This is a genomic window from Sorangium sp. So ce124, assembly GCF_051525235.1.
In the GTDB taxonomy this organism is placed as follows: domain Bacteria; phylum Myxococcota_A; class Polyangia; order Polyangiales; family Polyangiaceae; genus Sorangium; species Sorangium atrum.
On the sequence record NZ_CP150312.1, the window covers coordinates 1,973,078 to 1,995,311 of the forward strand.

Annotated in this window: 16 protein-coding genes; 7 read left to right on the top strand and 9 right to left on the bottom strand. The window is 70.6% G+C overall.

Annotated elements, in window-relative coordinates; all coding sequences use genetic code 11:
* The first annotated feature begins 93 nt into the window (after window positions 1-93).
* From WMF19_RS07435 to WMF19_RS07455, 5 genes are all read left to right on the top strand, one after another.
* Window positions 94-1,176, top strand: a complete 1,083-nt coding sequence (locus tag WMF19_RS07435) for an ABC transporter substrate-binding protein (RefSeq protein WP_437898436.1) — start codon at window positions 94-96, stop codon at window positions 1,174-1,176.
* 67 nt (window positions 1,177-1,243) lie between these two features.
* Complete coding sequence (locus WMF19_RS07440; protein ID WP_437898437.1) at window positions 1,244-2,104, top strand: ABC transporter permease; 861 nt, start codon at window positions 1,244-1,246, stop codon at window positions 2,102-2,104.
* Between the two features lie 32 nt (window positions 2,105-2,136).
* On the top strand, window positions 2,137-2,919 hold the full coding sequence (locus tag WMF19_RS07445; protein WP_437898438.1) for an ABC transporter permease: 783 nt from the start codon (window positions 2,137-2,139) through the stop codon (window positions 2,917-2,919).
* 69 nt (window positions 2,920-2,988) lie between these two features.
* Window positions 2,989-3,744 (top strand): ABC transporter ATP-binding protein, encoded by a 756-nt coding sequence (locus tag WMF19_RS07450; RefSeq protein WP_272100985.1) that lies wholly within the window; start codon window positions 2,989-2,991, stop codon window positions 3,742-3,744.
* A 152-nt stretch (window positions 3,745-3,896) separates the two neighbouring features.
* The gene (locus tag WMF19_RS07455) at window positions 3,897-5,060 is read left to right on the top strand and encodes a sigma-54 interaction domain-containing protein (protein ID WP_437901603.1); all 1,164 of its coding nucleotides are present in this window, start codon (window positions 3,897-3,899) and stop codon (window positions 5,058-5,060) included.
* 80 nt (window positions 5,061-5,140) lie between these two features.
* Here the strand turns inward: WMF19_RS07455 and WMF19_RS07460 are convergent, their stop codons facing one another.
* From WMF19_RS07460 to WMF19_RS07470, 3 genes are all read right to left on the bottom strand, one after another.
* Window positions 5,141-5,770 (bottom strand): hypothetical protein, encoded by a 630-nt coding sequence (locus WMF19_RS07460; RefSeq protein ID WP_437898440.1) that lies wholly within the window; start codon window positions 5,768-5,770, stop codon window positions 5,141-5,143.
* A 129-nt stretch (window positions 5,771-5,899) separates the two neighbouring features.
* Complete coding sequence (locus WMF19_RS07465) at window positions 5,900-6,358, bottom strand: thioredoxin family protein (RefSeq protein ID WP_437898441.1); 459 nt, start codon at window positions 6,356-6,358, stop codon at window positions 5,900-5,902.
* Between the two features lie 117 nt (window positions 6,359-6,475).
* Window positions 6,476-6,934, bottom strand: a complete 459-nt coding sequence (locus WMF19_RS07470) for an SRPBCC family protein (RefSeq protein WP_437898442.1) — start codon at window positions 6,932-6,934, stop codon at window positions 6,476-6,478.
* A 206-nt stretch (window positions 6,935-7,140) separates the two neighbouring features.
* Between WMF19_RS07470 and WMF19_RS07475 the strand changes: the two genes are divergently transcribed.
* A complete protein-coding gene (locus WMF19_RS07475) occupies window positions 7,141-8,397 on the top strand; it encodes a glycerophosphodiester phosphodiesterase family protein (RefSeq protein ID WP_437898443.1) in 1,257 nt (418 codons plus the stop codon).
* A gap of 67 nt (window positions 8,398-8,464) precedes the next feature.
* Here the strand turns inward: WMF19_RS07475 and WMF19_RS07480 are convergent, their stop codons facing one another.
* From WMF19_RS07480 to WMF19_RS07505, 6 genes are all read right to left on the bottom strand, one after another.
* The gene (locus WMF19_RS07480; protein WP_272100992.1) at window positions 8,465-9,268 is read right to left on the bottom strand and encodes a phosphatase PAP2 family protein; all 804 of its coding nucleotides are present in this window, start codon (window positions 9,266-9,268) and stop codon (window positions 8,465-8,467) included.
* Window positions 9,265-10,974 (bottom strand): M16 family metallopeptidase, encoded by a 1,710-nt coding sequence (locus WMF19_RS07485; RefSeq protein WP_437898444.1) that lies wholly within the window; start codon window positions 10,972-10,974, stop codon window positions 9,265-9,267. The genes WMF19_RS07480 and WMF19_RS07485 overlap by 4 nt, the downstream gene beginning before the upstream one ends.
* A gap of 10 nt (window positions 10,975-10,984) precedes the next feature.
* Window positions 10,985-12,754, bottom strand: a complete 1,770-nt coding sequence (locus WMF19_RS07490; protein WP_437898445.1) for a M16 family metallopeptidase — start codon at window positions 12,752-12,754, stop codon at window positions 10,985-10,987.
* A gap of 101 nt (window positions 12,755-12,855) precedes the next feature.
* The gene (locus WMF19_RS07495) at window positions 12,856-15,273 is read right to left on the bottom strand and encodes a lysyl oxidase family protein (protein WP_437898446.1); all 2,418 of its coding nucleotides are present in this window, start codon (window positions 15,271-15,273) and stop codon (window positions 12,856-12,858) included.
* 145 nt (window positions 15,274-15,418) lie between these two features.
* The gene (locus WMF19_RS07500) at window positions 15,419-17,353 is read right to left on the bottom strand and encodes a DUF4397 domain-containing protein (protein WP_437898447.1); all 1,935 of its coding nucleotides are present in this window, start codon (window positions 17,351-17,353) and stop codon (window positions 15,419-15,421) included.
* 46 nt (window positions 17,354-17,399) lie between these two features.
* Window positions 17,400-20,414: a hypothetical protein gene (locus WMF19_RS07505; RefSeq protein ID WP_437898448.1), complete on the bottom strand. Its 3,015-nt coding sequence runs from the start codon at window positions 20,412-20,414 to the stop codon at window positions 17,400-17,402.
* A gap of 972 nt (window positions 20,415-21,386) precedes the next feature.
* Between WMF19_RS07505 and WMF19_RS07510 the strand changes: the two genes are divergently transcribed.
* Complete coding sequence (locus WMF19_RS07510) at window positions 21,387-22,229, top strand: hypothetical protein (protein WP_437898449.1); 843 nt, start codon at window positions 21,387-21,389, stop codon at window positions 22,227-22,229.
* Window positions 22,230-22,234: the final 5 nt, after the last annotated feature.

Consider the following 22,234-nt stretch of genomic DNA (forward strand, 5'->3'; position numbering starts at 1 on the left):
CGCCTGCGCGCCGAAGACGCCGATCTGGGCCCGTCTCCTGTGCGGGCGAGCATCGCTCGGCGACGCGTGGCAATGAATTCAGTGAGGAAAAATATGAGACGAGCTTTGATCTTTGTGCAGATGTTGGTGGCGGCGATTTTGACGTTGTCTGCGCATGTGGCGCGGGCGGACGCGCCTAGCGTCATCCGGGTGGCGTTCGCGGGGGTGGGGATCGGGAACCGGCCGTTCGTCGGCGGTAGCAGCTTGAGCGTGGTGCACGCGCGGGGGCTCCTGGAGGAGGAGTTCAAGAAGGACAACATCAAGATCGAGTGGTCCTTCTTCAAGGGCGCCGGGCCGGCCGTCAACGAGGCGTACGCGAACGGCCTCCTCGACTTCGCGCTCCAGGGAGACCTGCCGTCGAGCATCGGGAGGGCAGGGGGGCTCAAGACGAAGCTCCTCGCGGGGGTGTCGACGAGGCAGCACACCTACCTGGCCGTCCCGGCGGACTCGTCGATCGCGTCGCTCGCGGACCTCAAGGGGAAGAAGGTCGCCCTCTTCAAGGGCACGAACCTGCAGCTCGCCGTCAACAAAATCCTCGCGGGCAGCGGCCTGTCGGAGCGCGATCTCCGGATCCTCAACATGGACTCAGCGACCGCGAAGGCGGCGCTGGCGACCAGGGACATCGACGCCGCCTTCGGCGGATACGACCTCCTCACGCTCCAGGATCAAGGGGTCGCCAAGATCGTCTACTCGACGAAGAACGACTCGCCGGCCTACCTGCGGCACGCCCACCTGATCGTCACCGAGGACTTCGCGAACAAGTATCCGGACATCACGAGGCGCGTCGTCAAGGTCGTCGTGCAGGCCGCCCACTGGATCGCGCAGAACGAGGCCAACCCGGCGCCGATCTACCAGCTCTGGTCCAAGTCGGGGGTGCCGTACTCGAACTTCAAGGCGGACCAGACGGGCGACTCGCTCAAGGTGCGCGCGAGCCCCCTGTTCGATGAATACCTGATCTCCCGCTACAAGGCGGCCGTCGTCGACGCGAAGCGGTTCGGCCTGATCAGGAGCACGTTCGACGTCGACTCCTGGATCGATCTGCGGTTCCTGAACGCGGCGCTGAAGGAGCTGAACCTCGAGGGCTACTGGCCCGAGTTCGACGTGAACGGGAAGGTCAAGCACCCCGGGAGGTCATGAGAGGAGCGCGCGGCGAAGGGGCCCAGCGCGGGGCAGGGCGGAACGCCACGAGAGAAAGGCAACCAAGATGACGCAGCAGGGAATTCAAGAAAGCCAGACCCAGGCCGCCTACAAGCTCGAGGCGCCCGACGTGGCGCTGCCCGCGGGCGGCGCCTCCCGGCTCCTGTCGCGGCGGCTGGGCAACGTCGCCGTGGGGCTCGTCTTCCCGGCGGCGCTCCTCCTCGCGTGGAGCTACGCCTCGCAGCGCGAGCTGATCCCGGCGCAGATCCTGCCGGCGCCAGGGCTCGTCCTGCAGACGCTGACCGAGCTCGCGAGCTCGGGCGATCTGCACACGAACATCGCCGTCAGCCTCGGCCGCGTCCTCGGCGGCTTCGCCGCGGGCGGCGCGGCGGGCCTCGCGCTCGGCATCGCCATGGGGCTCTCGCGGCGGATCGAGGAGCACGTCCACCCGCTCTTCAAGGCGCTCGCGCAGGTCCCCGCCCTCGCGTGGCTTCCGCTGGTCATGATGGTGGCGGGGATCGGCGAGTCGCTCAAGCTGATCCTCATCGCGCAGGCGAGCCTCATCCCGGTGGCGATCAACACGTTCCAGGGCATCAAGAACGTGCCGAGATCGTACATCGAGGTGGCCCGGGTCTTCCGGTTCAGCCATGCTCAGCTGCTCCGGAAGGTCGTGCTCCCCGCCGCGGTGCCGTCCATCGCCGTCGGCATCCGATATGGCCTGACGCAAGCGTGGCTGTCGCTCGTCACGGTCGAGCTCCTGGCGTCCTCCGAGGGCGTCGGGTTCCTGATCGTCTGGGGCCGCCAGCTGTTCCAGCTCGACGTGGTGCTCGCGGCGATCCTCGTCGTGGGGATCGTCGGGCTCGTGCTCGACAAGGGGCTCGAGGCGATCGAGGCCCGCCTCCTCCGCTGGCGGCGCGCCGCCCTGTAACACCTCACCGGAACCTTACCGGAGATCGAACGATGAGCGCCATCACCCATGCTCTGATCCAGCCGCGGCTGCGGCGCGGCCTGGTCCTGCCCGTCCTGCTGTTCGTCGCGTGGATCGTGGTCTGCCGCTACGAGCTCGCCAACACCCGCATCCTGGTCCCGCCGCTCGCGGTCTGGGGGGCCGCGAGAGCGCTTCACGAGAGCGGCGAGCTCTGGGGCCACCTGAGCGCAAGCCTCGTCCGGGATCTCCTTGGGCTCGCGCTCGGCATCGTGGCGGGCGGCGCCGTCGGCGGCCTCCTCGCCGTCTCGCGCACCGCCGACAAGCTGTTCTCACCGAGCTTCCACGCCGCGAAGCAGGTCGCGCTGTTCGCGTGGATCCCGCTGATGTCGGTGTGGCTCGGCGTGGGCGAGCAGGCGAAGGTCGCCTTCATCGCGCTCTCCGCCTTCTACCCGGTCGTCGTGAACACCTATGAAGGCGTGCGGAGCGTCGGTGTCGAGCACATCGAGGTGGCGCGGGTGCTCCGCTTCTCGCGGTGGCAGATCCTCCGCAAGGTCATCCTGCCGTCCGCCGCTCCGTCGCTCTTCGCGGGCGTGCACCAGGGGCTCATCTACGCGTGGCTCGGCACGCTCGGGGCCGAGTACCTGCTCGAGCCCGCACCCGGGATCGGCAGCTTGATGGTGGACGGGCGCGAGCGCTTCGCCATGGATGTCGTGCTGGTCGGGCTCATCGTGTCCGGGCTCGTGGGCTTCGGCCTGAACGCGCTGGCCAAGGCCGCGGAAGACCGCCTGTTGCGATGGCGCGTCCGCGACGTGTGAACGTGGTCAACGTCGTCAACGTCGTCAACTTCTGATTCCGTCTGCTTCGTCTGCTTCGAGGAGGAACTCATGGGCTCGCCTGGAGTCATCAACATTCGCGATGTCAGCAAGAAGTACGTGGTCAAGGACAAGCCGCTGGAGGTCCTCCGCGGGATCGGCCTGACCATTCACCCCGGCGAGTTCATCAGCGTCGTGGGCACGAGCGGTTGCGGCAAGTCGACGCTCCTCCGGCTCCTCGTCGGGCTGGACGGCGACTACGAGGGCGACATCCTCGTCGGCGGCGCGCGCGTCGAGGGGACGAGCCTCGATCGGGGCATCGTCTTCCAGGAGCACCGGCTCTTCCCGTGGCTCACCATCGAGCAGAACGTCGCGCTCGGGCTCGAGAGCTCGGCGTGGACGCAGGCCGACAAGGCCCGCGCTGTCGACGAGCACCTCGAGCTCGTGGGCCTGTCGGCGTTCAAGCGGGCCTACCCGCACCAGCTCTCCGGCGGGATGGCCCAGCGGGCGGCGATCGCGCGAGGGCTGGTCAACCGGCCGGGCATCCTGCTGCTCGACGAGCCGTTCGGCGCGCTCGACGCGCTGACCCGCGCGAAGCTGCAGCAGGAGCTCCAGCGCATCTGGCAGGAGGAGCAGATCACGATGATCCTCGTCACGCACGACGTCGAGGAGGCCGTGTTCCTCGGCGATCGCGTCGTCGTGCTCGAGCCGCGGCCCGGGAGGATCAAGCGCGTCGTCCCCGTCAGCGCGCCGCGCCCGAGGTCCCGCACCGACCACGAGATCAAGGCCCTCGTCGACGAGGTGCGCGGCTATCTCCTCGAGGCGTAGCGCGACGGATCGAGGCGCAGCATGACGGAAGGCCCGAAGCCATCCGAGACAACCGGTGGGGTCGCGCCAGAGAAAGATCTCTGGCGCATGGCAGGTGCATCCGTTATAATGGATGAACCGTCCGCTATCATGGTGAGTGAAGCCCGATGACGATGCCCTTGCTCACGCTTCCCAACACGAGCTCGTTGGCCCTTTCTGTGCGCGCCAAGGCCCTTGTCTTCGAGGATCCGCGCTCGCAGGCGATCCTCGAGCGGATCCGGCAGCTCTCGCCGAGCGACGCGACGTTGCTCGTGACGGGGGAGACCGGCACGGGCAAGGAGATCGTGGCCCGTCACATCCACACGCTGAGCCACCGGCGGGGGCGGCCCTTCGTGGCGGTCAACTGCGGCGCCTGGTCGGAGTCCCTCGTCGAGAGCGAGCTGTTCGGCCACGAGAAGGGCGCCTTCACGGGGGCGACGACCTCGAAGGCCGGGTGGTTCGAGGCCGCGGACGGCGGAACGCTGTTCCTCGACGAGATCGGGGATCTGTCGCTGCCGCTCCAGGTCAAGCTGCTCCGCGTGCTGCAGGAGCGCGAGGTGGTGCGGCTCGGCTCGCGCCAGCCGATCCCGATCGACGTGCGGCTCATCGCGGCGACCAACGTGAACCTGGAGGAGGCGGTGATCGCGCGGAAGTTCCGCGAGGATCTCTTCTACCGGCTCAACGTGGCGACGCTGTCGCTCCCGCCGCTGCGCGAGCGGCCGGGCGACATCCTCCCGCTGGCGCGCTACTTCATCGAGCTCTACACGCACCGGCTCGGCTCGGGGCCGGCCGTGCTCACGGCGGAGGCGACGGCGCGGCTGCTCGGGCACCCTTGGCCCGGGAACATCCGGGAGCTCGAGAACGCGATGCACCACGCGCTCCTGGTCTGCAAAGGCCAGGAGGTCACCCCGGCGGATCTGCGCCTGACGGCGCTCCAGCCGAAGGCGGGGGCGAGCATTCCTCCGCCGGATCAGGGGGCGACGGACGCGGTGTCCCAGGTCAGGCCGACGCCGCAGGCGACGGCGCTGGAGGGCGCGCTGCTCGCGCTGTTCGAGCAGAACCTGCCGAACCTGCACGAGCAGATCGAGGAGACGATCATCCGGACGGCGTACCGCTACTGCGATCGCAACCAGCTCCAGACGGCGAGGCTGCTCGGTATCAGCAGGAACATCGTGCGCGCGCGGCTCGCGCAGTTCGGAGAGCTGGCGCGCTACCGGGCGTCGCGCGGCGGGGCGGCGGCCGCGGCGTTCGGGCGAGGGGAGGCGAGCTCCGCGTCGCGCGCCCCGGGGACGACCTGAGCGCGCGCTGAGCGAGCGCGTCGGGTCGGCTGTGCGGGGCGCGCTGGACCGGCGTGCCAGGTGAGGCAAGCGGGGGCGGCTCAGGAGCGTGACGGGGAAGCCGGCCGAGGGCGACCCGGCGTGCGGGCGCGAGCTCTCGCGGCCGGGGTTCTGATCCCGAGGGCCTCTCGCACCGTCGTGGCCGTGGCCGCCCGTGCGATCCACCGATCGAGCTTCACCGCGTCGGCGCAGGCCCGGATGCGCGCCTCATCGTCCTGCGAGGGGGAGAGCCCGCGCGCCCGTAGTAACGTGAGCAGCGCGTCTTGACGGCCCTCGGCCCGGCCCTTGGCCTCACCCTCGGCCCGGCCCTTGGCCTCGCCCTCGGCCCGGCCTTTCTTCCGCCCCTGCGCTTCGAGGAAGAGGCGGAGCTTCCGGGCGGCGGGTGTCTCCGGGATCTTGTCGGGGTTCATCGAGGCCTCCCTGAGGAGCTCCAGCATTCGCTCGCTGAGCACGGAGAGGATCGCACGCTGCTGGGCCCGTCGCAACGCGCGCGGCAGCCGCTCGGTCAGCTCGAACGCGCGCTCGACGACGGCGCGCGCCCCAGGCCCATGGCGGTGCTGCATGGCCCAGGCCGCGAAGAGCGCGAGCTCCGGGTGGCGCTCGTCGAGCAGCGCCTTGCCCTCGGCGTGGCCGAGGTGGAGCACGACCGGCTTGAGCTGGAGCAATGCCACGCCTGCCTCGCCGGACGCGCAACGCTTGATTGAAGACGCGCTTGTGACATCGACCAGTCGTGTCGCGTCACCCGCTCTCTCGGCTCCCCGCTCCCCAGCTCCGCTCCCTCCAGGGCCCGCGGCGCGGGCTCAAGCGTGGCTCGCGCGCGTGGAGGGCTGCCCGGCCTTGGTCTCGATCCAGCGCTCCAGATCGGCGCGCGAGGCCACGCCGCTGCGGCGATCGAGCTCTCGCCCTCCGTTGAAGAGCACGAAGGTGGGCACCCCCTGGATGCGCCGGCGCCCGGCCTCCGCCGGATCGGCGTCGGTGTCGACCTTGAGGACCAGCACCTTGCCCGCATTCCTGCGGCCGAGCTCGTCGAGGGCCGGCGCGACGACACGGCACGGGCCGCACCAGGTGGCCCAGTAGTCGACAAGGACGGGGACAGGAGAGCTCGCTATCGCCTGCTCGAGCGCGGCCCCGTCCACCGGCTGCGGAGCGCCCGTCGTGTCGAGGTGGGCCTTGCAGCGGCCACAGACAGGCCGATCCTTGACCCTCTGGTCCGCAACCCGGTTGATCGAGCCGCAACGGCCGCAACGGTAGATAGCCATGCTCCTTCTCCTCGCCGCCGCGTGCCGCGGCATTGCGAGCAACTTGGGTCCGGCGTGAGCCTTGGCAACCAGGGGGCGTGGGGGGCCGCGCGGCGGACGCGGCGGCCAGCGAGCGGGCTACCGCGGCGGGGCTTCGCAGGCCCGTCGCGTCACCTCGTGGCGGTAGTCGAACATCCGCTCCAGCTTGCGCCGGACGAAGCGACCGCCGCCGAGCCGGCCAAGCGCGCCGAGCGGGAGCTCGTACTCCACGCGGTCCGTGAGGTAGCAGCCGCCCGAGCCGTCGGGGTCCATGCGGTGCGTGTGCACCCAGCGCTTGAACGGCCCGCTGCGCTGCGTGTCCTGGAACATCCGGCCCCGCTCGTACTGCGTGTGCTCCGCGACCCAGCGCAGCAGGACGGGGCCGACGCGCGTCTCCACGACCACGCGCGCGCCGACGAGGATGCCGCCGGTCTTCTCCAGCACGCGCGCGTGCTCCCAGGGGGGCGTGAGGCGCTCGAGGGCGTCAGGCTCCTCGTGGAAGGCGAAGACCCGCTCGGGGGGCGCGGCGATGCGCGTGCGCTTCTCGAAGGTGGGCATGCGCGAGCATGGATCGCATCGCGCCCCGCTTCGAGAACCGCACACGCATGCCGCCGCTCCTGGCGACGGCACGCCGGAGAGGGGATGTCGCTTTGTTGTTTCGCTGACGACATATTCTCACAGGAGCACGCGAGTACCGTCCGAACTTCAATCCACCCAGAGGGGAGCGTCTCATGATCAGGAAGAGCGCCAGAATGAGCGCTGCCATGGCGCTTGTCGCGCTGCCTGTCGCTGCGCTGAGCGCGTGCTCCAGCGGCGACGAGTCGGTGCAGCCCGCGCCGCTGCCGGCCCCGCCGGCCGAGGACGATGCCGCGCAGTACGCCGTGCAGCTCGGCCCGCGGCCGTATTACCTCGTCGCGAACATGGAAGAAGGAGAGCTGAAGGAGAAGCTCCTTTCGTGCTCCGAGGGGCCCTTCCAGCGGACCGATTTCTCCATCGGCCATCGCGGCGCTTGCATGCAGTTCCCCGAGCACACGAGGGAGTCGTACGAGGCGGCCGCCCGGATGGGCGCCGGCATCGTGGAGTGCGACGTGACCTTCACCAAGGACCGAAAGCTCGTGTGCCGTCACGCCCAGTGCGATCTCCACACGACGACGAACATCCTCGCGATCCCGGAGCTCGCCGAGAAGTGCTCGGAGCCGTTCGTGCCGGCCGACGCGGAGGCCGGGACGCCCGCGTCGGCGAAGTGCTGCACGAGCGATATCACCCTCGCCGAGTTCAAGCGGCTCTGCGGAAAGATGGACTCCGCGAACCCGGACGCTGCCACGGTCGACGAGTACATGGCCGCGACGCCCGCGTTCCGCACGGACCTCTACGCCACCTGCGGCACGCTGCTCACGCACGCCGAGAGCATCGAGCTCTTCTCGAGCCTGGGCGTCAAATTCACCCCGGAGCTCAAGGTCCCGGAGGTGGAGATGCCGTACGAGGGCGAGTACGAGCAACAGGACTTCGCGCAGCAGATGATCGACGAGTACAAGGCGGCCGACATCGACCCGAAGCAGGTGTTCGCGCAGTCGTTCAGCCTCGACGACGTGCTCTACTGGCTCGAGAGAGAGCCGGAGTTCGGCGCGCAGGCCGTGTACCTCGACGAGCGCGTCGACACGGCCGAGGGGTACGAGGAGGCGGTCTCCGGGATGCAGGGCCTCGCGGATCAGGGCGTGAAGATCATCGCGCCGCCGATGTTCGCGCTCGTGACGCTCGACGGCAAAGAACGGATCGTGCCCTCGGACTACGCCGAGGCCGCCAAGGCCGCTGGCCTCGACATCATCACATGGACGCTCGAGCGCTCGGGCCCGCTGGCGAGCGGCGGCGGCTACTATTACCAGTCGGTCGCGGACAGCATCGACAACGACGGCGATACGATGGTGATGCTCGACGTGCTGGCGCGCGACGTGGGTGTCCGCGGCGTCTTCTCCGACTGGCCAGCCACCGTGACGTATTACGCGAACTGCATGGGCCTCTGAGGCGGGCGGCCGGGGAGCGGGGCGCAAGCCCGGTCGCCGGGCCCCCGGCGGCCTCTCGACGGCCGCATCAGAACGCCCACGACCAGGTGACCGCGGCGGGCTCGGGGGGCGGGCCGGGCATCACGCCGGCCGCGTACCGGGCCTTGGTCGGCTGGATCGGGTGGACGGCCGCGATGGCGAAGCCCGTCACGTGGCCCAGGATCATGCCGGCGCCGACGTCCTGCCACGAGTGCGCGCCGGCGCCGATCCGCAGCGCCATCGTCACCACCGTGGCCGCCTCGGCGAGGGCGAGCGCGCCGAGGCGCGGCGCGGCGTCGCCGGTCGTGCGCAGCGCGAGGTTCAGGCGCGCGCCCGCGATGGCGGCCACCGGGGTCGTGTGACCCGAGGGGAAGGCGTCGAAATCGAGGTCGGTCTCGCCGCACCGATCGGTCCGCCACGAGCGCGGCCGGCACCGGCCCGCCAGGCGTTTGATCACGTTCGAGAGGCCGGTCGACAGCGCCGCCGCCTCGACCTCGATGAGCGATGTCCTGAGCGCCCGCGCGTAGGGGCGGGGGACGCCGGCGCCCCCGAGGTAGCTGCCCTCGAGGGCGTACCCGCTGCCGAGGAGGAGCAGCGTGCCCGCTGCGGCGCCGGTGATATCGCTGGCGAGGCCGATCGCGTCGTTGCGCTCCTCGCTGGAGGCGGCGCCCCACCCGGAGCGCCGCTGCGGGAGCAGGTACGCCGCGAGCGAGGCGGTGCAGGCCGCGGCGAGGGCCACCTCGCCGCCCGGCGTGCCGAACGCCCAGTCCGGGGCCGCCGGCCCCGTCTGCGCGGCGGCGGGCGCGCTCCACGCCAGCGCGCACACGCAGGCGAGCAGCGCGGCGTACCTCACGGCTTCTTCGCTGCGGGGGGCGCTGCGGGCTTCGAGGGCGCGGCAGGCTGCGCGGGCGCCGCGGGCTTTGTGGCCTGCGGCGCGGCAGGCTGCGCGGGCGCCGCGGGCCTCGTGGCCTGCGGCGCGGCAGGCTGCGCGGGCGCCGCCGACTTGCCGGCCGCCGCCGGCTTGCCGGCCGCCGCCGCCGCCGGCCCGGCCGTCACGCCTGGCGCCTTCTGCACGATGACCTCACCGAGCTGCAACGCCGAGAGCTGCTCTCCGACAGCGCCGGCGTCGCCCACCAGGACGACCCGGAGCTGCTCGGGCGCGAGGTACTTCTGCGCGACCCGCTGCACGTCCGCGGCCGTGATCCGCTGGAGCCTCGCCGGTCGCGTCGCGTACTCGTCGAGCGGCAGATCGTAGACCGCGAGGCCGGCGATCGTCGACGCGGTCGCGTCCGCCGTCTCGAAGCGCGCCGGCAGCTGGCGGATGAGGTTCGCCTTGGCGTCCGCGAGCTCCTCGCTCGTGACGGGCTCCCTCCGCATCCGGTCGATCTCCGCGAAGATCTCCCGCACGGCGGGGCCCGTGTTCTCCCGCACGATGGCGCCGCCCGCGGAGAACGGGCCCGCTCCGTGGCGCATGTCGAAGCCGGAGCGCGCGCCGTAGGTGTAGGCGTGCTTCTCGCGCAGGTTCAGGTTGAGGCGGCTCGAGAACTGCCCGCCGAGGAGGGTGTTCATCACGAGCAGCGCGTCGTAGTCCGTCGTCGCGCGCGACACGCCCGGCAGCGCCACCGTCACGGTCGACTGCGTGAGCCCAGGCCGGTCGACGACGACGACGCGCGGCGCGCCCGCGGCGAGCGCCGGCGGATCGGCGGGGAGCGCCGCCTTCGCGGGGGCGGGCGGCGCGGATGCCGGGCCCTTCCAGGAGCCGAAGACCCGCTCCACTTCCTTCACCGCGTCGGCCTTGGTGATGTCCCCGGCGATGGCGACGGTCGTCAGCTCCGGCCGGAACTGCGCGGCGTGGAACTTCGCCAGGGCGCCCGCCGTGATCTTCTTCAGCGCCGCCTCGGTGCCGATCAGCGGCGCGTTGTACGGGTGGCCCTCGGGGTAGAGGACCTGGGCCTGGGCGATGGAGAGGAGCGACGCGGGGCGATCGTTCATCTCGGCGAGCTGGGTGATGCGGCGCGACCGCTCGCGCTCGATCTCGGCCGGCGCGAAGGCAGGGTTCATGTACGCGTCGCCGAGCAGCGTGAGCATCTCCCCGAACCGCGGCGTCACGCTCTGGCCCTCCACGCCGCCGCCGTCGAAGCCGACCGCGGACGAGAAGCTCGCGCCGAGCTTGCCGAGCGCGTCGCTGAGCGCCAGCGCGCTGCGGGTCTTGGTGCCCTGCATGAGCATCGCGCCCGCGAACGCGCCGACGCCCGGCTCGGCCTGATCGGCGCCGCGGACGGTCGTCACGTCCACGGCCACGATCGGAAGCTCGTGCCGCTCCACGACGAGGACGCGGATCCCGTTCGCGAGCTTCGCCTCCTCGATCTGGGGCGGCCGGAAGACCACCTCCGGCCCCGGGGGAGGCGGCGATCTGCGGAAGTCGTCCGCAGCCGCGGCGGCGGGCGGCGCCACGGCGGGGGGCGGCGCGCCGGGGGGCGCGGGGGGCGGCGTCGACGTGACCGGAGCGCAGGCGGCGAGCGCCACGGCTGCGAGCGAGGCGGAGACGGTTCGTTTCATGCGCATGGGCTCAACCCCCCTTCGGCGCGGCCGGTCCGGCCGCAGGCTTGTCGACCGCGGGCTTGTCGCCAGCGGGCTTCATGATGGCCGGCGCGGCCGCCGGTTTGTCGGTTGCCGGCGCCGCCGCGGGCTTCGGGCCCGCCGGCGGGGCCGCGGGCGCCGCGACAGCAGGCGCTACAGGCGCGGGCTGTGCGCTCGCCGCGGCCGCGGGCGCCGCGGCGGTGGGCTTCGCGCCCGCCGTCGCGGGCGCCGCCGCCCCGGTCTGCTTCACGAGGCGCCCGGCCTTGGGAGCGCCCGGCTTCGGCGTGACGAGGGCGATCACGCGCCTGCCCTGGGGCAGGAGATCCGCGGTCGCCTTCTGCAGGTCGGCGGCGGTGGCCTTCTCGTACCTGGCCACGTCCCTGGGGAAGTACCCCGGATCGCCGGTGAGCTGGTTGTAGTTGTTGATGGCGTTCGCGCGGGCCGTCACCTGCTCCATGCTGAAGACCAGCTCCGAGAGCACCTTGGCCTGGGCCCGGTCGTGCTCGTCCTGCGTCGGCGGCGCCTTGCGCAGCCGATCGAGCTCCGCGTCGATGAGCTTCAGGGCCTGCTCGGGCGACTTGCCCTTCTTCAGCGTGGCCGTGATCTGGAAGGTGCTGGCGAGCTGGCTCGATTGCTGGAACGCGAAGACGTCCTGCGCGATCTGGAGATCGTACACGAGCTTCTTGTAGAGCCGGCTCGTCTTGCCCGAGGCGAGGACGTTGGCGACGAGGTCGAGCTCGGCGTCGCCGGGCGCGAAGCTCGGCGGCGTCACCCAGCTGATCGTCACGCGGGGCAGCTCCACGTCCGCCTCGATGTCGAGGCGCTTCTCGGTCGCGAGGTCGCCGGGGTCGGGCTTCGTCGCCACGGGCGGCGGGGCGCCCTTCGCGATGGGGCCGAAGTACTTCTGGATGAGCTCCTTCGCCTTGCCCCGCTCGATGTCGCCCGCCACGACGAGGGTCGCGTTGTTGGGCACGTAGAACGTCCGGAAGAAGGCCTTCACGTCGTCCATCTGCGCCGCGTCGAGATCCTCGGGCGTGCCGATGGTCAGCAGGTGGTAGGGGTGGCTCTCCGGGAACTGGGCCGCGCGGACGAACTGCGGCACGAGGCCGTAGGGAGCGTTCTCGTAGTTCTGGCGGCGCTCGTTCTTCACGACATTGCGCTGGCTCGTGAAGGTCGCCTCGTTCGCGTGGTCGAGCAGCCACCCCATCCGGTCGCTCTCCAGCCAGAGCACCAGCGCGAGCTCGTTGGCGGGGACGGTCTCGAAGTAGTTGGTGCGGTCGGTGTTCGTCGTCCCGTTGCGATCGCTCGCGCCGGCCCGCTCCAGGTACTTGAAGAACATGTCCTCGCCCACGTGCTTCGAGCCCTGGAACATGACGTGCTCGAACAGGTGCGCGAAGCCGTTCTTCCCCCGCGGCTCGTCCTTGGAGCCGACGTGGTACCAGACGTTGACGGCCACGACGGGCGTGCGGTGATCCTCGTGCAGGACCACCTCGAGCCCGTTCTCGAGCGTGTACTTCTCGACCGGGATCGCGACGCTCACGCTGGTCGTCGCCGCGGCAGGCTGCGCCTTCGTCGCGACCGGCGCCGCCGCCGCGGGCGCGGGCTTGGCCGCAGGTTGAGCCGCCGCAGGCTGCGCCGGCGCCGCGGCCGGGGGCGCGGCGTAGGCGGGCAACGTCAGGCCGAGCGCGGCGACGAGCGCGCTCGACAGGGACGAGAGCGCCCGGAGGCGCGTCCGTTCGGACCGATGGTGGGCTCGCATGGGCGCGGTTTTAGCGCAGATCGCTCGAGGTCGAGCGCAATCTTCGCTCGTGGAAAGAGAGGCGCAGCGCAGCGTGGTTCACGCTCGGCGCTGCGCTCCTGTCACTGGAATGGCGTGACGAAGAGCTGGTACGGCCCGAAATCCACCGGAGTACGCCCCTTTACGGTGATGGCGCCGAGGCTCCCTCCCGGTCGTGCCCCGTAAATCCGGGAGTTCACGCCCTCCCTCTCGCCCGCGCACGCGCTGAGCGGGCCGAAGCACTCGATGTCGATGGGATTGCATGCGTCGTCCGCGGTCTTGATCGTCATCGGGAAGCCGGTCAGGCCGCACGAGGACACCACGGTGGACGTCCCCGGGCAGACAGGGACATAGAACGTCTGCTCAGGGCTGCTCGCGCCGCACAAGGAGCTGGGAGGGATCGGCGCCCCGGTGGTGTCGCCGCTGATGAGGCCGCTGCCCGAGATGACCCCGGCCCTCTCGCCGAGGCACGACGCGCGCTGGAACCTGAGGCGGACCGTGCCGAGCGCCTCGGGGCGCGCGGCCTTGACCACCACCGTATAGGTCCCGGCCCGGAGCCTGGCCGCGAAGTGCGCGCCCGGCGCGGCGTCGCCGCAGCTGTCGGCCGCGCAGCCGACGGGGGGGCCGCCGCACCCGTCGCCCTCGAGCACCGCGAGCGCCGTGTCGACGTCCGACGCCAGGGTGCCGAGGTACACGACCTCGTCGGACGGGAGCGTGAACCGGAAGAACACCTCGCCGCCGCCGCCGCCGCACGGCAGCGCGACATCGGAGGTGTTCTCGGCCGTGATCTCCGCCGCGTAATCCATCGAGCCCGTCAGCTCTCCCGGCGTCTCGCAGCTGTCGGCGCCCGGGATCGGCGTGCAGCCGTCGTCCGGGACGCCGTTGCAGTTCTCGTCGACCGCGTTGCCGCACACCTCGGGCACCGGGGAGGCGCACCCCTCGCCCTGGCAGCCGTCGTCGGGGAGCCCGTCGCAGTCCTGGTCCACCGCGTCCCCGCAGATCTCCGGCTCGGGCTCGCAGGGCGCGAACGCCGGGACATGGACGGGCACCTCGACTGCGTTGTTCTCGATCGCTTGCTCGGCGATCGCGCCGATCGGGTTGACGGTGACGCGGAGGGTGTAGTCCCCCTCGGGCACGTCCGTCACGTCGACCCACTGGCACGGCGTGCCGACGTCGTACGTGTCGGCCCACCCCGCGCTCAGGAAGTTGCACCCCATGCCTCCCGAGGTCGGGTAGCCGCGCGGCGCGGGCGACGAAGGATCGAGAGGCTCCATGTCGACAAGGCAAAACGCCTGCTTGTGCCCCTGGGAGACGACCTCGCCCCCCGCGTCCACCAGCCGGTAATCGGTGAAGTTCAGGAAATGGAAGTGCTGGTGGCACTGCGCGTACTCGAAGAGCGGGCTGTTGAACTCGGGCCCGGGGTCGAGGTGGCCCGGCCCTGCGTTCTCGACGCGCCCCTCGAACTCGAGGAGATGCCGCCGGCCGGGGCCTCCGATGCACCTTTCCATGAGCTCGCAGGCGTCTCTGGGGAACGTCTGGTACGAGAACCGGATCGTGTCGACGATGCGCTGCCTGTCCGGGCGCAGGTCGGGCACGATGCAGACGCCGGCCTCGCACGCGTGGCCGCTGGGGCAGCACGCGCCGCCGCAGATCGTGCCGTCGCAGGCGGTGTAATCGACGGGGAGGACGATCGTGTTGTTGTCGAAGCGCGCCTCGGCGAGGGTCCTGTTCGGGTTCACGGTGATCTCGAGCTCGTAGAGCCCGGCCGGGACGCCGGTCACGTCGAGTGCGTTGCACGCGAGGGTACCGGGCTGCTCGACGTGCTCTCCTGGGCCGAGGCCCTGCGCGTCGCAGCCGTACTGGCCGCCTGGCATCGCGACGCAGCGCGCGTCGAGCTCGGCCTCGGCGACCACCGCGCCGCCCTGGCCGAGGCGCGCGCGGAAGAAGCGCGGGACGACGTAGCTGTCCTCGCAGAAGTTCGGCTCGAAGACGTCGCTCTCCGAGGGCGCGCCGAGCTCGAGCGGAACGTCGCCAGCGTTCTCGAGCGAGACGTGGAAGCGCATGAGCGCCCGCCGGCCGCTCGCGCCGACGCACCCGTGCAGCACCTCACACGCGTCCTCGTCCACGCGGATCGTGGCGAACGTGACGGGCTCTCCTCGCTCCGGGGGCCCGAGCACGAGGTCCGCTGCCTCGCAGACGCCGCGCACGCACGTGGCCCCGGGGCTGCAGCACGCCGTGTCGCCGCAGGCGCGCGCCGCGTCGCACGCGGCGGCGCAGCCCGACGGCTTGCCCTCGGCGTCGATCTGGCACCGCGCGCCCCCGGGACACACGATGTCCGAGCCGGGGCAACGGACGTCTCCGGGCGCACCGCCGCCGCTCCCGCCGCCTCCCGGGCCGCTCCCTGCCGTGTCCGAGGGCGGCTCGGTCGGCCCGTCGTCGCCGCACGCGGCGGCCGCCAGGAGCCATGAGCCCATCAACAGCGCTTCGACGACGTTCTTCATGTGCACCCTGGTCAGCAGTAGCAGACGAGCCGCGCGGGCCGGAAGGCGTGTGCCGCTCCGGCAGGCCGTCAGGCAAGCTGCGTATCGTAAGGGTGCGCGCGGGGAGAACCAGTACGGTCGAGCGGGGGCGCAGGATTCCGACCGGTCAGGGAGTCGGCAACGCCACGAAAACAGCCGAGGAGGCGATGCCGAGATTTCTCATGAACATGAGCCGCGCGGCGCTCGCTGGGTCGGATGAGCTCCAGTCTCCCAGGAGGACAGCGGCATACCAGGTCGGTGACAGGCTTCTCGCAGCGCTCCGGATGCCGTCGGCCGATCCGACCGGTCGAACTCCTACCCATTGCCGGCCGGCGGCTCTCGGCGCCGCGAAATCGACGGCTGTGCTGGCGCTGGCCGACGCGTACGCGACGTCCGTGAGCACGGGTGTAAACGTATCACCTTGGGTCCCATCTGCGTTGACCGACCAGTGGCCGAGATCCACCGAGGGCGCTGCCGCCGAGGCGTTGATCAACATGACGCGCGTGGCGGTGACCGTCTCGGGCAGCTCCGGCTGAACCCTCCACAGCTTGAGCTGCAGCGCCTTGTCTCCCGTCTCTCCGGTGATGCCGAGGAGACCTCCCAGGTAGATCGCGCCGGGCTCCAGCGGGCCCGTCGGCTGAGCGCCGACGACCACGGTGTCACCCGAGCCCTCGCCGCCACCGGAGCCGGGCGCGACGACTGAGAGTGTCGACTCACCCGGCGGCAGATCGGTGTATGTCGGCGCCTGCGCATACGTCAGGTTGATGGCGATCCTCTCCGTGCCCGAGTACACTTGGAGGGGCGACGGCGTGGGCGGCGGCGATGCGTGGAAGAGATAGACGAGCGGATCCCGGTTGATGAACATGGCAGGCGAGTCGTCCCCCGCCGGGACGACGAGCAACCCGTGTGCGCGCGCATCGGCGACGACGCGGGTCGGCTCCCCGGTCTCGATGACGAAGTACGATCGCCCACCGACGAGCGATGCCGCAGCGAACGAGAACGGCGCCTGACCCGTCGGACCGAAGCTGCTCGACGCGGTGACCGTGATCGACCGGGGCGGCTGAGGCACGAGCAGGCCTTCTGGAGCGCTGGCGGTGAACCCGTCGAGCGCCGCGACGGCTGTGTCGCTTCGGTCGATGTAGAACGATTTCGGAGGCCCCGCGCTGGCGTCGGCGTTCACGAAGCGCAGGGCGACCTCGCTGCATGAAGGCGTCGTGAACTTCTCTTCTGCGATGAGAAGCTGCGGCCCCGTCGGGCTGGTAGTGCCCAGGATTCCGACGGCCACGATCGTGTAGCGCGTCCCAGGGGCAATCGTCAGCGGATCCGCCGGGATCGTGAGCGCGTCGCCTGCGCCACCGCTGGTTCCGTCATCACTTCGTGCCGAGAAGGTGATCGCGCCCGCCGTGACTTTGGCGTACCTCGTGACGGACGCGGCGACCCTGCTGGGCGACACTGCCTCTATGTCGGGCACCGGCGCCCCGTTCACGTAGAGGCGGAGCGCAGGCGGGTCGCCGCTCCCCACCGGGAAGTTCGTGCGATTCGGCAGAAGGGCATTGATGAAGCGGACCTTGGGTTCAGGGTCGGTGTCCGGCGGCAGGCCACACTCCTCCGGATTGCCGCCACCCGTGCCGCCAGCGCCGCCCGTGCCGCTGGCGCCGCCCGCGTCGCCGCTGCCGCCCGTGCCGCTGGCGCCGCCCGCGTCGCCGCTGCCGCCCGTGCCACCAGCACCGCCCATGCCGCCGCTGCCGCCCGTGCCACCAGCGCCGCCCATGCCACCAGCGCCGCCCATGCCACCAGCGCCGCCCATGCCACCAGCGCCGCCCGTGCCGTCGCTGCCGCCCGTGCCGCCAGCGCCGCCCGTGCTACCAGCGCCGCCCGTGCCGCCCATACCGCCGCCGCCGTCAGAGCTACCGCCCGACGACGTGCTGGCGCTGGCGCTCGTGGTCCCACCTCCGCCTTGCCCCGACGATGATGAGGTATCGTCGTCCCCGCAAGCGCTCGTGAAGATCGAAAGCCCGGCCAGCGCACCCACCATGATCAGCCATCGTTGACGCATCTTCATCGTAACACATCTCCGTGTAGCGCGTCGGACGCGCCAGAACGATTCACTACCGCGGGAACTTCAGCTCGCAGGCGTCACGCGGAACTGCGATGACTCCCTTCGTCAGCTCGTCACGCATGTAGATGTAGGCCATCACGCCGGCGTTGAAGACAGCTCTCCGGAGCCATGCATCGACCTCCGGCGAGCTCGCGTCCGCGGTGCGGAGCTCAGCCGTGAGAGGATTCCTGAGCGTGCACATGTCCCTCCACATGGGCACGCCGAACTCCGGAGCCACGGCGCTGCCCAGGATGACACTCCAATTTCCGCTCGCGGTCGCGGCGTCGTAAGCGGCTCCGAACCGATGAGCATCGGTGCGGATCTCATCGCAAGCGGCGCGCGCAACGCCGAGCATGTTCGCCTTCGATCTCTTGAATGTGGCCTTCGCGGTCTCCGGATCGAGCGGGATCGGCACCGCGGCCACGATCCGATTGTCGACGAAGACGTTGAAGAAGGTCCTCTCCTCCTCCGTGGTACGGCCGAACGAGACGGTGGTGCCCCCGGTCGCCATCCAGACGAGGTACTTCGCCGCCCCGTCGGGGCCGAGGTCGTCCTCCCCCGCGTCGGGCCCATGGAACGTGGCGAGGTTCTCGTTGGGTGCCCAGCGCGGGCCGAAGAGCCCGTCCACGAAGCTCGCCACCCTCGCCCCGGAGGTCGCGCGGAGCGCCCTGGCCGCGCCGGTCTGGGCGTCTCCATAAATCCCATGGCAGTTCGCGCAGATACCAGCGTAGATATGCTCCCCCGGGTTGGACCAGTAGATCGCGCTCCACGGCCGGAGCGGCCTCCCGGTCCCCGGATTGATCATCCACTGCTCCACCGTATCGGGCTCTGGCGCGTCGCCCGGAAACGCGCAGCGTGGGATGAAGTACCCCTGAGCGTAGACCTTCTTCGCCAGCGCCTCGTGCTCGCTCGTCACCTCCTCCGCGCGGATCCACTCGTCGAGCTTCGTCTTCCAGTCGATGTTGCGTGGGACGTACGGATAGCGCTCGGTCGTGTCCTCGAGTACCCACCCGATATCGCGATGCTCCTCGCAGTCGTGAAGGGCACGCGCCTCCGCGGCGTCCGCCGCGCGCATGGCGAGCTCGATCGCCTCCGGATCCTCCGGCGCCTCCCGTCCGCCGCGCTCGTAATCGCGCGGCACCGACGCCCACCAGCGCGCCACGAGGACCGGCAGGCGGCAGTCCACAGACGCCGTGTGCATCGGCATGTGGAGGTTGAAGAATGCGCTTACCTCCTCGTTGTCCACGGGCAGGCCGAACGCACGGGGAGTCCACGATCCCGTGGGCAGGACGACGCGACGGTAGATACCTCCGACCGGGATGGAGTTCTGGATGACGAGCTCATCGAAGGACGCGGGCACACCAGGAAAGTAGAGCCGCCCGTCCGAGCCCACGGTATCCATGTGAAACCCGAAGATGCTCCCGCCAGGCGACATATCCAGGCCTCGGAGCGTCGCCTTGCTCGCCACCGCGTAGCCGCGCGGGTTATGGCAATGGGCGCAGTTGCCCGCCATGTACGCCTGCATGTTCAGCTCGTCGGCGTTGCGCGGCCGGCGGGGAAGCGCAGACTCCTCCAGCTTGGGGAAGTCGTCGGGCGTGAGGGTCGCCAATGTGCCGCGCACGACACCGTACGCGAGGAGACGCTCGAGCTGATTGAGCTCGTCGGCGAGCACGTCCGGCGTGTAGACGCCGCCTTCCCCTTTGGGTCGCTTGTGGAGCTGGAAGGGCGTGATGCCGAGGACGAAGCTCTCGCTCTCCGAGCCCGAGTGGCACGCCACGCATCGCGTCGCGCCGGGCACGGCGTAGCTCTGCAGTGTGCCGGTGGTCTCGTCGCCCGTGTAAGGGCGGACGTAGTCGGGGAACGGCTCTCCGTTCAGGTAGAGCTCCCTGCTGTCCGGTGACGCCGGATCGAGCCCGGTCCCGAGGAGCTTCGCGCTCGTCTCCTCCGCGTTCCACACGTACGTGCCGAAGATCGCGTCGTCGGCATGCTCGCGCGTCACGATGATGCGCGTCTCCATCTTGCGGTATCGCGTGACACCGTCGGGCTCGACCACGGCCCTGAAGAACGTCTTGTAGAAGCGGGTGTTCGGGGGGATGCGGAGGCTCTTCGCCTCCGGGTCGTACGTGATGGCCTGCCCCGCCGGGACGTGCACGAAGCGCAGCTTCGCCGCGTCGTCTGACCAGAGAGGGTAGGTCGGCGCGTAGGCGAGCGTCCCCCTGCGCGCGAGCACCTCGGCGTCCAGCGAGACGAAATCGGTCTCCGACAGCTTGATCGGGAGGTCCTCGAACGATCCCATCGCAGCGAAGCGCTCATCCACCTCCTCGTCTCGACCGACGATCTCGGCGTCGGGGATGCAGTTCCCGAGCTCCGTCTGCGCATCGCCAATCTCGCGCGGGGTCACGAAATCTACGTCCGGATCGACGTGTATGTCGCCCTTCGGGAGGACGTACGTGCCGACGGGGCACCCCTGCTCGATCCACGCCTGCAGCCGCCGGCCGAGCGCCTCTTGCCCGCCGATCTTGTAGGGCATCTCCCCGCTGAGCATGACGTCAACGGGCGTCTTGCCGCTCTTGCCGCGCGCATTGCACAGGTTCTCCGGGGTGCCCGTGTAGGAGAAATCTCCTTGCTGTGCCGGGGCCTTGTGGCAGTTGCCACATTGAATCTCGATCTCCCCCGAGAGGTTGCTGAAGGTATCGAGGGCATCTTCGACCGTCGCCGAGTGGCGCTGCGGGATCGGTTCGTGCGATCGGGCAGGGGCGCATTGACGCGGCTGCGTGCCCCCCCCGTCACCGCCGCTGCCGCCGGTCCCGCCGCTGCCGCCGCTGCCGCCGGTCCCGCCGCTGCCGCCGCCGCCGCCGTTGTTGTTGCCGCCCCCGACCCCGCCGGTGCCGCCGGTCCCGCCGCTGCCGCCCCCGTCACCACCGCTGGTAGCGCCGCCGCCGCTCGTGCCCCCCGGGGGCTCACCGGTGTCGTCACCTCCGCAGCCGTACCCGGCGACGGACACGACCCCGAGCAACAGCACCATCGATCTCATCGTCACCCAACGCCGACCTTGACCCATCGTTGCCAGCTCCCCGGGCTCGCAGCGGCGAACCCCCTACCGTCGCGGCGGCCGAAATGACACCGGTGAGCTCCTGGAACAACCGTGAATTCCGGCTGTCACGGATCCGTGACGCCATTGCGGTCCCATCGACGTAGATGATTGCGCTTTCATTGATTTACGCGCCGCAAGCTCGCCTCTCCCGCCGGCCATTGATGGGGAGTAAGCGTTCACCGGCCCGACCTCCTACGCTGGGCGGTGTTGCGGGGTGGGCTGCCGCTCGGGCTGCCGGTGCCGAAGCTGTATTGCGCCATAGGACGCCGTGTTGAGCTCGGAGTTCGGCTGCATGGTTCGTCGGCTCGACCTCAGTTCATCGATGCGTTCGTCTCGCCAGTCACGTGCCACGATTAACGAATTCTGGTACTACAGTTGCAGTTCGCTGCGTTGCGAACCTGCCCGACCCTCCGACGTACCGGGAGCCCGAGGTCGAGCTCGGCGAGCGTGTCGCATCGACAAGGATCCGGTCCCTGTCTCCAGTCCTCCCGGCGCACGGGGCCGTGGCTCAAGGAAGTGTCCCTGCGGCTCCCGGTCAGAAGTGTTCCCAGGGCTCCGCTCGCACACCGGCCTCTGCTCACCCGGACGCGCCCCCGGCCATCCGGACGCGCCCCCGGCCATCCGGACATGCCCCCGGCCATCCGGACGCGCCCTCCGGCCATCCGGACGCGCCCTCCGGCCATCCGGACATGCCCCCGGCTATCCGGACACTCCCTGGACCATCCGGACGCGCGCTCCCGCGCTCCGTACGCCGTGGCTCTACCTCATCGCCCCGGGCGTCCTCCGCTCGCGTCCGGACCAGCAGTTTTTCGTCGTAGACATCTCCGCGAGCGAGCTCATCCTTGCTGCTTCGCGCCGCGCCAAGAAGGCGCGGGACGCAGGAGGAGGGAACAAGCAATCGCCATGGCAAAGCAGGGAAAGGATTACGATCGCTGGGTCAAGGCCGCCGCCGAGACGGGGCGGACCGACAACCCGCTGAAGGTGCCGTACGACATCGCCGTGCGCGAGGCGGTCGCCGCCGCGGCGTTCGTGGAGAAGTACTGGGAGCCCGACGGCGATCGCCCCGGCCTCAAGCGTGTCAAGAGCCGCCTGCCCGCGGCGACCAGCGAGGAGCTGCTCTCCATCGTGCACGCCGTGCAGGAGGCGCAGACGCGGCTGCTCCTCATCGTCGATCCCGCGGTCACCGATGTCGGAGAGCGCGCCCGGTTCGTCGTCGATGAGCTCGAGTCCGCGCTCGAGTTCCTGCTGGACGACGACGTCGACGAGCCCGCGGACGCGCAGCTCGCGCGCATCAAGGAGTTCCACGCGCAGGACGGCCAGCGCTCCAGCGCCCTCTCCCAGGCGCTCCGCGATTACGCGGGGCTCGCGGAGGCGCTCAAGGACCGCCTGGTCGAGGCGGACGAGGAGTTCGACGTGCGCCTCATCGCCGAGGCCAGGAAGCTCGCGGAGGATCTGCAACGGCGAGCGCTGGAAGCGGTCCCCGAAGGCGTCGCCTCGGCCGCCGCGACCACGATCCGCAACCAGATGTTGCACCTCATGGTCGAGCGCGTCGGCGCCATCCGGAAGACCGCAGCGCACGTCTTCCGGCGCCACCCCGAGATCGCCCGTGAGGTAACGAGCGCCTACGAGCGGCGCCGGCGCGTGGCGGCCCGGCGCGAGAAGGCCCGCAAGGCCGCCGAGGCCGGACAGGCCAACGGCAAGCCGGCGGCGCCCGCGCCTGGGACCCCCGCGCCCGCGACCTCCTAGACATC